An 11831-nucleotide genomic window follows, 5' to 3' on the forward strand; every position below is an offset into this window, starting at 1 on the left:
TATCGACCGCAAAACCGCGGCGATGTTTAACGCGCGCGTGGTGGCACCGAGCGGGTGCGACCGCTGCCGTCGATGGCGACGAAGACGAATACCGCCTCGGTCACTTTACGCCACTCGCTGGACAGCGGATCGTCGCTCCACACTTCGACCATCATCTGGATCGAGCTGCGGCCGATTTCCAGGGTCTGGGTATAAAAGGACAATTGCGCGCCCACCGCGACCGGCACCAGAAAGGCCATGCGGTCGATGGCGACAGTGGCTACGCGACCACCGGCCACGCGGCTGGCCATTGCGGTACCCGCCAGATCCATCTGCGCCACCAGCCAGCCGCCGAAAATATCGCCAAAGCCGTTGGTTTCGCGCGGGAGTGCGGTAATTTGCAAGGCCAGGTCGCCTTGCGGGATCGGATCTTCTTGTTCGAGCTCTATCATGCCGGGGGTGCCTCTGACCCGTGACTCTTCGTTGGTATTGCTGGTGGTAGCCGTCTTCAGGAAAAACGATTCAGCACCGAACATACTGCGTTCGTCACGTTTTCCATAGGCGCCTAAAGGGGAAACTCTGCGAAACCGGCTGATCCCGTTCAAAGGCCGGGCCAACGACGTTTTCGCACAGCAACCCCCTACAAACCGGAGCAAGGTTGCGAGTATATCGGTCGGTAGACTCCGCGACGACCATCGGGTTCTGATTTTGACCGGCAAATACGCGCCTCTATGTGCTTTTTCGAACAATTTGCTATGGTGCCGAACCTGCCCAAGCCACAGCCAGCGTTGTTGTGGCGGTAGATCCGCCTATAAGAGAAGCCCTTGCCATGACCACAGCGCCTTCGAGCCTCGCGCAGCCCGAGCAACCTGCACGCCCCCTGACCCGCAATGATTACAAGACTCTGTCGCTATCGGCCCTGGGCGGTGCGCTGGAGTTTTACGACTTCATCATCTTCGTGTTCTTCGCCACCGTGGTCGGCAAGTTGTTCTTCCCGGCCGACATGCCCGAGTGGCTGCGCCTGATGCAGACCTTCGGCATTTTCGCCGCCGGTTACCTTGCGCGGCCACTGGGCGGCATCGTTATGGCGCACTTCGGCGACCTGCTGGGGCGCAAGAAGATGTTCACCCTGAGCATTTTCATGATGGCCGTGCCGACCCTGATCATGGGCCTGCTGCCGACCTACGCGCAGATCGGTATGTGGGCGCCGATCCTGCTGTTGTTGATGCGAGTTATCCAGGGCGCGGCGATTGGCGGGGAAGTGCCGGGGGCGTGGGTCTTCGTTTCCGAACACGTGCCGCAAAAGCACATCGGCTACGCCTGCGGCACCCTGACCAGCGGCCTGACGGCGGGTATCCTGCTCGGCTCGCTGGTCGCTACGGCAATCAACAGCATCTATACGCCGGTGGAAGTCGCGGATTACGCCTGGCGCATCCCGTTCCTGCTCGGTGGTATGTTCGGTCTGTTCTCGGTGTATCTGCGTCGCTGGCTGCACGAGACCCCGGTGTTCGCCGAGCTGCAACTGCGCAAGGCCTTGGCCGAAGAAGTGCCGCTGCGTGCGGTGCTGCGTGACCATCGCGGGGCGATTGCGGTCTCGATGCTGCTGACCTGGCTGCTGTCCGCCGGGATTGTCGTGGTGATCCTGATGACCCCGACCGTGCTGCAGACGGTCTATCACTTCTCGCCAACGGTGGCGCTGCAATCGAACAGCCTGGCGATCGTGTTCCTCAGCGTCGGTTGCATCGTCTCCGGTGCCCTGGCGGATCGGTTTGGCGCCGGCCGGGTGTTTGTCTTCGGTTCGCTGGGCTTACTGATCAGCTCCTGGACCTTCTATCACAGCCTCGCCGATCACCCGAACTGGCTGTTCCCGCTGTACGCGTTGACCGGCTTGCTGGTCGGCACCATCGGCGCGGTGCCATACGTGATGGTCAAGGCGTTCCCGCCGGTGGTGCGCTTCAGCGGATTGTCGTTCTCGTACAACGTGGCGTACGCGATCTTCGGTGGCCTGACGCCGATGGTGGTCAGCCTGCTGCTTAAAGAGAGTGCGATGGGCCCGGCTTACTATGTGGCGGTGCTGTGCGCGATGGGGATTCTGGTGGGGGCGTGGCTCTGGAAAAAGGGGCGCTGAAAATCTTCACCTGTGGGAGCGGGCTTGCTCGCGAATGCGTTGTGTCAGTCTGCATATGAATAGGCTGACACGGCCTCTTCGCGAGCAAGCCCGCTCCCACATTAGTTCTGTGTTGTTCTCTGAGATCTTCGAATCATCCTGCAAAACCCCGATACTGGCCTTTCATCCAATTGTCATATTTCAGCCATAGAGTGTTCACACGGCCTGCTGATACTTGGCCCCGACTTAACACACCCTATCTGCTAGGAGTAAGGCATGAAACTGAAGCGTTTGATGGCGGCAATGACTTTTGTCGCTGCTGGCGTTGCGACTGCCCACGCGGTAGCCGCTGGCGTTGACCCGGCAATTCCGGCTTACACCAAGGTCACCGGTGTATCGGGCAACTTGTCCAGCGTTGGTTCCGACACTCTGGCCAACCTCATGACCCTGTGGGCTGAGAACTACAAGAAAGAATACCCGAACGTAAACATCCAGATTCAGGCCGCTGGCTCCGCCACCGCGCCACCTGCGCTGACTGAAGGCACCTCCAACCTCGGCCCGATGAGCCGCAAGATGAAGGACACCGAACTGGCGGCCTTCGAACAGAAATACGGCTACAAGCCAACCGCTATCCCGGTGGCCGTGGACGCCCTGGCGGTGTTCGTGCACAAGGACAACCCGATCCAGCACCTGACCATGGAACAGGTTGACGCGATCTTCTCGTCCACCCGTCTGTGCGGCGCCAAAGCCGACGTGAAAACCTGGGGCGACCTGGGTGTGACCGGCGACCTGGCCAACAAGCCAGTGCAACTGTTCGGTCGTAACTCGGTATCCGGCACCTACGGCTACTTCAAAGAAGAAGCCTTGTGCAAAGGCGACTACAAACCTAACGTCAACGAACAACCAGGCTCGGCGTCGGTCGTGCAGTCGATCAGCTCCTCGCTGAACGGCATCGGTTACTCGGGCATCGGCTACAAGACTGCCAGCGTGAAGACCGTTGCTCTGTCGAAGAAAGGCAGTACTGACTTCATCGAAGACACCGAAGAAAACGCCTTGAACGGCAAGTACCCGCTGTCGCGCTTCCTCTACGTTTACGTGAACAAGGCCCCGAACAAGCCTCTGGCCCCGCTGGAAGCCGAGTTCGTGAAACTGGTTCTGTCCAAACAGGGCCAGGAAGTTGTGGTGAAAGACGGCTACATCCCACTGCCGGCCAAGGTTGCTGCAAAAGCACTGGCTGACCTGGGTCTGCAGGAAGGCGGCGCTGAAGTCGCAAAAAAGTAACAAACTGAGTCCGTAGTAAATACCCTTCGGACTCCACTGTGGGAGCGGGCTTGCTCGCGAAGAGGCCTTCAGATTCGGCATCTTCGTTGACTGAATAAGCGCTTTCGCGAGCAAGCCCGCTCCCACAGATTCTTCGAATTCTCTGATCCTCCTCCAGTACCCGCTGGCGGTGGATTTGCTGCGTCACTGCACTGTCATCTTTCTGTCATACAGGATCGCTAGGGTGAGCGCATGAATGATCTGGCCAATTCCCCAATGACTACGACTTCCCCTCCCAAGCGCATTGATTTCAATACGCCTGAGCTGCAACGCAAGCGCCGCATTCGCGCGCTCAAGGATCGCTTCACCCGTTGGTACGTCCTCGTTGGCGGTCTGGCGGTGCTGGCAGCCATCACCCTGATCTTCTTCTTCCTCGCCTACGTCGTTGCACCGTTGTTCCAGGGTGCCAGTCTGACCGCGAAAGATGCCATTACCCCAGCCTGGATGCAGGACGCCGGCAAGCCGCTGATGATTTCGCTCGAAGAGCAGAATCAGGTGGCGATGCGCGTTTCCGACAAGGGCCAGGCGCTGTTCTTCGACATCGACAGTGGCGCTGAATTGAAGCGCGTCGATCTGCCGGTGCCAGCCGGCGCCAGCGTAACTTCCATTGGCGAAGACCAGCCAGGTCATCCGCTGGTGGCGGTGGGCCTGTCCAACGGCCAGGCGCTGGTGTTCCGTCACACCTATAAAGTCAGCTACCCCGATGGCAAGAAAACCATCACCCCGGCCATCGAATACCCGTACGGCGAAGCGCCGATCGCGGTGAATGAGGGCGGCGGGGCGCTGGAGCACGTCAGCCTCAACGCGACCGATTCGACCCTGATGCTGGTGGGTTCGACCGGTTCGCAGCTCAATGTGCTGGCGCTGACCAGCGAAGAAAACATGATGACCGGCGAAGTCACCAACGAGCAGAAGCGTATCGAGCTGCCGCAGATGACTGAACCGGTGAAAAACATCTTCGTCGACCCGCGCCAGCAATGGCTGTACGTGGTCAACGGGCGTGCCCAGGCCGACGTGTTCAGCCTGCGCGACAAGAGCCTCAACGGTCGCTACAAACTGCTGGAAAACGCTGACGCCGAAGTCACCGCGAGCACGCAACTGGTGGGCGGCATCTCGCTGATCATCGGTGATTCCAAGGGTGGTCTGGCCCAGTGGTTCATGGCTCGCGATACCGATGGCGAGCTGCGCCTGAAGCAGATCCGTACCTTCCAGATGGGCTCCGCGCCAATCGTTGAAATTACCGCCGAAGAGCGTCGCAAGGGCTTCGTGGCCCTCGATGCCAGCGGCAAGCTCGGCGTGTTCCACAGCACCGCGCACCGCACCCTGCTGGTCGAGCCGGTTGCCGAAGGCCAGGGCCTGTTCGGCCTGTCGCCGCGTGCCAACCGGGTGATCGTCGAGGCCGGCGGCAAGCTGCAACCGCTGCTGCTCGACAACCCGCACCCCGAAGTATCGTGGAGCGCGTTGTGGAGCAAGGTCTGGTACGAAAACTACGACGAGCCTAAATACGTCTGGCAATCGACGGCGGCCAACACCGATTTCGAACCGAAACTGAGCCTCTCGCCACTGACCTTCGGCACCCTGAAAGCGGCGTTCTACGCAATGTTGCTGGCCGCACCGCTGGCGGTTGCGGCAGCGATCTACACCGCGTACTTCATGGCCCCGGGCATGCGCCGCAAGGTCAAACCGGTGATCGAACTGATGGAAGCGATGCCGACGGTGATCCTCGGGTTCTTCGCCGGTCTGTTCCTCGCGCCGTATGTAGAAGGGCATCTGCCGGGCATCTTCAGCCTGCTGATGCTGTTGCCGATCGGCATTCTGGTCGCCGGCTTCACCTTCAGTCGTCTGCCTGAGTCGATCCGCCTGAAAGTCCCGGACGGCTGGGAAAGTGCGCTGCTGATTCCGGTGATCCTGTTTGTCGGTTGGCTGTCGCTGTACATGAGTCCGTACATGGAGAACTGGTTCTTCGGCGGTGACATGCGCATGTGGATCTCCCACGACCTGGGCATCACCTACGACCAGCGCAACGCTCTGGTAGTCGGTCTGGCGATGGGTTTTGCGGTGATCCCGAACATCTACTCGATTGCCGAAGATGCCGTTTTCAGTGTGCCGCGTGGCCTGACCCTCGGTTCCCTGGCGCTCGGTGCCACGCCGTGGCAGACCATGACCCGCGTGGTGATCCTCACCGCCAGCCCGGGCATCTTCTCCGCACTGATGATCGGCATGGGCCGTGCGGTCGGCGAAACCATGATCGTGCTGATGGCCACGGGTAACACCCCGGTCATGGAAATGAACCTGTTCGAAGGCCTGCGCACCCTGGCCGCCAACGTCGCGGTGGAAATGCCCGAGTCGGAAGTCGGCGGCAGCCACTACCGCGTGCTGTTCCTCTCGGCGCTGGTGCTGCTGTTGTTCACCTTCGTCATGAACACCCTGGCAGAACTGATTCGTCAGCGTCTGCGCAAGAAATACTCGTCGCTTTAAGAAAGGTAGAAGTCTGTGAAACAGAACTCCCTGAATGGATGGTTCAAGAGCGGCGCCCCGGGCGTCTGGATCAGCGGTGGCGCGGTGTCCATCGCGGTCATCATGACCATTGGCCTGCTGGCGGTGATTGCCGTGCGCGGTCTGGGTCACTTCTGGCCGGCGGACCTGATCCACGCCAGCTACGACGTACCGGGCCAGGCCAATCACCTGGTCATCGGCGAAGTGGTACAGAAAGAAGAAGTGCCGCGCGCCCGCCTGAAAAGCGCCGGCCTGCCGGTGCCTGATCAGGGCCCGGAATTCATGACCCGCGAGCTGATCAAGGTCGGCAACCGTGACCTGAACGGCAACGACTTCACCTGGGTGGTCGGCGAGTGGCTGACCAAGCAGACCACGCCGCCGGAACTGATGGCGATCGAGCGTCGCGAGTGGGGCAACTTCTACGGCTACCTGGTCAACGTCAAACAGGACGGCAAGGTGATCGCCGAAGGCGAAGCGGCCTGGCCTGAGCTGCAAGCGCGGATCAACCGTGTGAACGGCCTGGCTGCACAACTCAAATCGCTGGAAAAGACCGACATCGGTGCGATCAACGCAGGGCTCGAGCGCATCCGTCTGCACGGGCGCAAACTGGAACTCGACGGCAAGCTCGACGCCACCGCGCAAGCGGACATGGACGCCGAGCGTGCCGAGCTGAACGCGCGTTATCAGGACATCGAAGCGCGTCTGAGCGATCTGCATGCGCAGTTCAACCGCGACGCGCTGACTGCCCGCGATGCCAACGGCAAAGAGATCGAAATCAGCCTGGGTAAAGTGGTTCACGCCTATCAGCCGAATGCCATGGGCACGATGACCAAGATCGGTTTCTACTTCAGCAAGGTCTGGGAATTCCTTTCCGACGACCCGCGTGAAGCGAACACCGAAGGCGGGATCTTCCCGGCGATTTTCGGCACGGTGATGATGACTTTGATCATGGCGATGATCGTCACCCCGTTCGGCGTGCTGGCGGCGGTCTACCTGCGTGAATACGCCAGGCAGAACGCCCTGACCCGGATCATCCGCATCGCCGTGAACAACCTCGCCGGCGTTCCGGCGATCGTCTACGGCGTGTTCGGTCTGGGCTTCTTCGTCTACGTGCTGGGTGGTTCGGTCGACCGTCTGTTCTTCCCCGAAGCACTGCCGGCGCCGACGTTCGGTACCCCGGGTCTGCTCTGGGCCTCTTTGACCCTGGCGCTGCTGGCGGTGCCGGTGGTGATCGTGGCGACCGAGGAAGGTCTGGCGCGTATCCCGCGCACCGTCCGTGAAGGCTCGCTGGCACTGGGCGCGACCAAGGCGGAAACGCTGTGGAAGATCGTCCTGCCAATGGCCAGCCCGGCCATGATGACCGGGATGATCCTCGCCGTGGCCCGCGCCGCCGGTGAAGTGGCGCCGCTGATGCTGGTGGGTGTGGTGAAACTGGCGCCGTCGCTGCCGGTGGACGGCAACTACCCGTACCTGCACCTGGACCAGAAGATCATGCACTTGGGCTTCCACATCTACGACGTCGGCTTCCAGAGCCCGAACGTCGAAGCGGCACGACCACTGGTGTACGCCACGGCGCTGCTGCTGGTGCTGGTGATCGCCACGTTGAACCTGTCGGCGGTGTGGATCCGTAACCACCTGCGCGAAAAATACAAAGCTTTGGACAGCTAAGGACGACGCGAACCCTGTGGGAGCGAGCTTGCTCGCGAAGCTTTTGGCGGTCTTAAGGGCCCCTTCGCGAGCAAGCTCGCTCCCACATTGATCCGCGGCCACCACAACATTGATGGAAGCTGCAACAAGCAGTGTTCCGAACCGAATTTGTTAGCACAGGGAGCCTCCCATGCAGCACGAAACACATACCCACGGCATCAACATGTCGGCCCTGGGTCGCGACAAGCAGAGCCTGAGCCTCGAGCAGGAAACCGTGGCCATCGAAGTCCCGGGCCTGAGCCTGTTCTACGGCGAGAAGCAGGCGCTGTTCGACGTCAGCATGAACATCCCGAAACAGCGCGTGACCGCGTTTATCGGCCCGTCCGGCTGCGGCAAGTCCACGCTGCTGCGTACCTTCAATCGTATGAACGACCTGGTTGACGGTTGCCGCGTCGAAGGTGCGATCAACCTGTACGGCAACAACATCTACCGCAAAGGTGAAGACGTTGCCGAGCTGCGTCGCCGCGTCGGCATGGTGTTCCAGAAGCCCAACCCGTTCCCCAAGACCATCTACGAAAACGTGGTCTACGGTCTGCGCATTCAGGGCATCAACAAGAAGCGCATTCTCGACGAAGCGGTCGAGTGGGCGTTGAAAGGCGCGGCACTGTGGGACGAAGTCAAAGACCGTCTGCACGACTCGGCACTCGGCCTGTCCGGTGGTCAGCAGCAGCGTCTGGTGATCGCGCGCACCATCGCCGTTGAACCGGAAGTGTTGCTGCTCGACGAACCGTGCTCGGCCCTCGATCCGATCTCGACCCTGAAAGTCGAAGAGCTGATCTACGAGCTGAAGTCCAAGTTCACCATCGTCATCGTGACCCACAACATGCAGCAGGCCGCGCGGGTTTCCGACTACACGGCGTTCATGTACATGGGCAAACTGGTGGAATTCGGCGACACCGACACCCTGTTCACCAATCCGGCGAAGAAACAGACCGAAGACTACATCACCGGTCGTTATGGCTGACAGTTGCGGTTATTCACAGAATTGACGCTGCGGCCCACCGCACCTTACCGGACGCTCCAAGGACGCCACCATGATTAGTAAAGAAGGCCTTACCCACCACATCTCCGCGCAGTTCAACGCCGAGCTTGAGGAAGTGCGCAGCCACCTCCTGGCCATGGGCGGGCTGGTCGAGAAGCAGGTCAACGACGCGGTTACCGCGCTGATCGAGGCCGATTCCGGTCTGGCCCAGCAGGTGCGCGAGATCGATGACCAGATCAATCAGATGGAACGCAACATCGACGAAGAATGCCTGCGCATTCTCGCCCGTCGTCAGCCGGCGGCGTCCGACCTGCGGCTGATCATCAGCATCTCCAAGTCGGTGATCGACCTGGAGCGCATCGGCGACGAAGCGACCAAGATCGCCCGCCGTGCCATTCAGCTGTGCGAAGAAGGCGAAGCGCCGCGCGGTTACGTTGAAGTGCGGCATATTGGCGACCAGGTGCGCAACATGGTTCGCGATGCGCTGGACGCGTTTGCCCGCTTCGATGCCGATCTGGCGCTGTCGGTGGCGCAATACGACAAGGTCATCGACCGAGAATACAAGACCGCCCTGCGCGAGCTGGCGACCTACATGATGGAAGACCCGCGCTCTATCTCGCGGGTTCTGAGCATCATCTGGGTGCTGCGTTCGCTGGAACGCATCGGCGATCATGCGCGCAACATCTCGGAACTGGTGATCTACCTGGTGCGCGGCACCGATGTGCGCCACCTGGGCCTCAAACGCATGAAAGAAGAAGTTGAAGGTACAAGCGGCGAAACCGCTAATGTTCCGGGCAATGCTGACGATAAGTAAGATTGCCTGAGAAAAGCGCCCGGCCCTTTGGCCGGGCGTTTTTGTTTAGGGCGCCTGAATCAGGAAATCGAATTAAAAAGCAGCACCCGCGAACGAAAAGTCCCGGCGTGACTGAAGATTGTTGGCAATGTGCCATCAGTAAAAGCGGTATGCTTGCCGGGATTTTTATAGGGGTGTTGGATGAGCAAGATCAGTGTGTTGGTCGTGGACGATGCTTCGTTCATTCGTGACCTGGTGAAAAAGTGCCTGCGTAATTACTTCCCGGGGATCCGCACCGAGGACGCCGTCAACGGCAAAAAGGCCCAGGCCATGCTGGCCAGGGAAGCGTTTGACCTGGTGCTGTGCGACTGGGAAATGCCGGAAATGTCCGGCCTCGAGCTGCTGACCTGGTGCCGCGAGCAGGACAATCTCAAGACCATGCCGTTCGTCATGGTCACCAGCCGTGGCGATAAAGAGAACGTGGTGCAGGCGATCCAGGCCGGGGTTTCCGGCTACGTCAGCAAGCCGTTCACCAACGAACAACTGCTGACCAAGGTCAAGCAGGCGCTGAACAAGGTTGGCAAGCTCGACACCCTGATGAACAGCGCGCCGACCAAGATGAACTCGGCGTTCGGCAACGATTCCCTGAGCGCATTGACCGGCGGCAAGCCTGCCGTGGTCGGTGCTGCGCCGGCGGCCGCTGCTGCGGTCAATCCGTTTGCCAAACCGGCTGTTGTCGCGCCAACGCCAGCTGCTGCGCCGTCGCGCGGTTTGCTTAACAGCCCGCCGGTGCAGGCACCGGCTGCCTCGAAAGCGCCAGTCGGTGGTCGTGGCCAGGGCCAGTTGCGCCTGCCAAGTGGCACCCAGCAATGCGTGATCAAGGCCCTGAGCATCAAGGAAGCGCTGCTGGTAGTGAAACGCACTGACACCCTGCCGCAGATCCTCGACAGCGCCGTACTCGACCTGGAGCAGGGCGACAACGCCGAAATCGCCCGCCTCAACGGCTACCTGCACGCCATCGTTGCCCACGAGCAGAAAGCCGACAGCGACTGGCTGCAACTGACTTTCCGTTTCGTCGACCAGGATGCGCAGAAGCTCGATTACATCTCCCGCCTGATCGCCCGCGGCACGGCGCAGAAGCACTTCGTTCCGGGCGCTTGATCCTCGTCGCCTGACACACCGCCTTCGCGAGCAAGCCCGCTCCCACCTTTGAAATGCATTCCAAGGTGGGAGCGGGCTTGCTCGCGAAGGGGTCATCACTGACGACGTCCATTTTCCAGACTGCCCAATTTGAAACATCTGTCGACTAGCCTGGTCTGTCTCAGCTGCTAGGCTCATTTCCAGGCCTTACTCGACAGAACCTTTGCCCATGCTCGCGCGCCTGCTGTTTTTCTGTGGTCTTTTCCTGGCCTCCACCTCGACTGTGGCCATGACCATCTACAAATCCACCGATGCCAACGGAGTGGTCTCGTACAGCGACCGGCCGAGCAAAGGCTCGCAGGTGTTCGTGTTTCAGGACCGCATGGTCGAGCACCTCGAACGTCAGGTGTACCTCGACATCAAGAAACAGAAGGGCAGCGACGTGGTGTTCGTGCGCAACGATCTGTATGCGCCGGTCGAAATTGCACTGGCGTTTACCGGCCTGAGCAATGTGCGTGGCGCTCCGGCGCAGACGATTCGCCGGGTGCTGCCGGCGCGCAGCAATACCCGGTTGGCGTTGCTGACGGCGATCAGCCGGGGTCAGCCGCTGGTGTATTCGCCGCAATTCCAGTACTCGCTGGGTGACCCCACAGGAGCCGCGCAGAGCTATCGCTATCCGTTGCCGTGGCGGGGCGGGCCGTTCCGTCTCAGTCAGGGTGCCAACGGTCAGTACAGCCACTATGGGCCGAAGAACCGGTATGCGATGGACATCGCCATGCCGGTGGGGACGCCGATCATTGCCGCACGGGCCGGGGTGGTGGTGAAAACCGAAAATTCACAGAGCGGACGCGGTAACGATGCCTCCGGCAATTTCGTCCGGGTGCTGCACGACGACGGCACCATGGGCGTGTACCTGCATCTCAAGCAAGGTTCGGTGAGCGTACGTGAGGGGCAGCGAGTGACGGTCGGCAGCCCGCTGGCGCTGTCGGGCAATACCGGCAACAGCAGCGGCCCGCACCTGCACTTTGTGGTGCAGCGCAATACGGGACAGGGGCTGGTGTCGATTCCGTATCAGTTCAACCAGCCACTGGGAGCGTTGCCCAACTTTGCGTTGGGCAAACAGTAGAAGCGTTAGGGGGCCGCTGTGGAGGGGCTTTTGTGGTGAGGGGATTTATCCCCGATGGACGGCGCAGCCGTCCCAAAATCATTGAAGGCATTGAGTCAGGAGTTACGCGATTGCAGATTACAGGGCCGCTCCGCGACCCATTGGGGATAAATCCCCTCACCACAGAAGCGTCTCCCAAAAC

General features: G+C 60.6%; 9 protein-coding genes. 8 read left to right on the forward strand and 1 reads right to left on the reverse strand.

The window, feature by feature from the left end; all coding sequences use genetic code 11:
* Positions 1 to 26: 26 nt before the first annotated feature.
* On the reverse strand, positions 27 to 431 hold the full coding sequence (locus M0808_RS01150) for an acyl-CoA thioesterase (RefSeq protein ID WP_003229628.1): 405 nt from the start codon (positions 429 to 431) through the stop codon (positions 27 to 29).
* Between the two features lie 377 nt (positions 432 to 808).
* On the opposite strand from M0808_RS01150, the gene M0808_RS01155 reads away from it, so the two are divergent.
* The 8 genes from M0808_RS01155 to M0808_RS01190 all read left to right on the forward strand — a co-directional run bounded on the left by M0808_RS01155 (position 809) and on the right by M0808_RS01190 (position 11650).
* Positions 809 to 2107 (forward strand): MFS transporter, encoded by a 1299-nt coding sequence (locus M0808_RS01155; protein ID WP_247839589.1) that lies wholly within the window; start codon positions 809 to 811, stop codon positions 2105 to 2107.
* Between the two features lie 255 nt (positions 2108 to 2362).
* Positions 2363 to 3367 (forward strand): phosphate ABC transporter substrate-binding protein PstS, encoded by a 1005-nt coding sequence (locus M0808_RS01160; protein WP_086792482.1) that lies wholly within the window; start codon positions 2363 to 2365, stop codon positions 3365 to 3367.
* Positions 3368 to 3850: 483 nt separating this feature from the next.
* Complete coding sequence (locus M0808_RS01165; RefSeq protein ID WP_210556585.1) at positions 3851 to 5884, forward strand: ABC transporter permease subunit; 2034 nt, start codon at positions 3851 to 3853, stop codon at positions 5882 to 5884.
* Positions 5885 to 5899: 15 nt separating this feature from the next.
* The gene (pstA, locus tag M0808_RS01170; RefSeq protein WP_247839591.1) at positions 5900 to 7570 is read left to right on the forward strand and encodes a phosphate ABC transporter permease PstA; all 1671 of its coding nucleotides are present in this window, start codon (positions 5900 to 5902) and stop codon (positions 7568 to 7570) included.
* A gap of 169 nt (positions 7571 to 7739) precedes the next feature.
* Complete coding sequence (gene pstB / locus M0808_RS01175; RefSeq protein ID WP_007962289.1) at positions 7740 to 8573, forward strand: phosphate ABC transporter ATP-binding protein PstB; 834 nt, start codon at positions 7740 to 7742, stop codon at positions 8571 to 8573.
* A 70-nt stretch (positions 8574 to 8643) separates the two neighbouring features.
* Positions 8644 to 9405 carry a phosphate signaling complex protein PhoU gene (gene phoU / locus M0808_RS01180; protein ID WP_003229617.1) on the forward strand — a complete coding sequence of 254 codons (762 nt, stop codon included), beginning with the start codon at positions 8644 to 8646 and terminating at the stop codon, positions 9403 to 9405.
* Positions 9406 to 9585: 180 nt separating this feature from the next.
* Complete coding sequence (locus M0808_RS01185) at positions 9586 to 10545, forward strand: response regulator (protein ID WP_027610371.1); 960 nt, start codon at positions 9586 to 9588, stop codon at positions 10543 to 10545.
* A gap of 208 nt (positions 10546 to 10753) precedes the next feature.
* A complete protein-coding gene (locus M0808_RS01190) occupies positions 10754 to 11650 on the forward strand; it encodes a M23 family metallopeptidase (RefSeq protein WP_096795413.1) in 897 nt (298 codons plus the stop codon).
* The last annotated feature ends 181 nt before the right edge of the window (positions 11651 to 11831 follow it).

Source organism: Pseudomonas sp. MWU12-3103b, from assembly GCF_023100615.1.
GTDB classification, from domain to species: domain Bacteria; phylum Pseudomonadota; class Gammaproteobacteria; order Pseudomonadales; family Pseudomonadaceae; genus Aquipseudomonas; species Aquipseudomonas putida_A.

Coding starts and splice junctions, on each gene's coding strand:
- M0808_RS01150 (WP_003229628.1), bottom strand. CDS start 431: ATGATAGAGCTCGAACAAGAAGATCCGATCCCGCAAGGCGACCTGGCC.
- M0808_RS01155 (WP_247839589.1), top strand. CDS start 809: ATGACCACAGCGCCTTCGAGCCTCGCGCAGCCCGAGCAACCTGCACGC.
- M0808_RS01160 (WP_086792482.1), top strand. CDS start 2,363: ATGAAACTGAAGCGTTTGATGGCGGCAATGACTTTTGTCGCTGCTGGC.
- M0808_RS01165 (WP_210556585.1), top strand. CDS start 3,851: ATGCAGGACGCCGGCAAGCCGCTGATGATTTCGCTCGAAGAGCAGAAT.
- pstB (WP_007962289.1), top strand. CDS start 7,740: ATGCAGCACGAAACACATACCCACGGCATCAACATGTCGGCCCTGGGT.
- phoU (WP_003229617.1), top strand. CDS start 8,644: ATGATTAGTAAAGAAGGCCTTACCCACCACATCTCCGCGCAGTTCAAC.
- M0808_RS01185 (WP_027610371.1), top strand. CDS start 9,586: ATGAGCAAGATCAGTGTGTTGGTCGTGGACGATGCTTCGTTCATTCGT.
- M0808_RS01190 (WP_096795413.1), top strand. CDS start 10,754: ATGCTCGCGCGCCTGCTGTTTTTCTGTGGTCTTTTCCTGGCCTCCACC.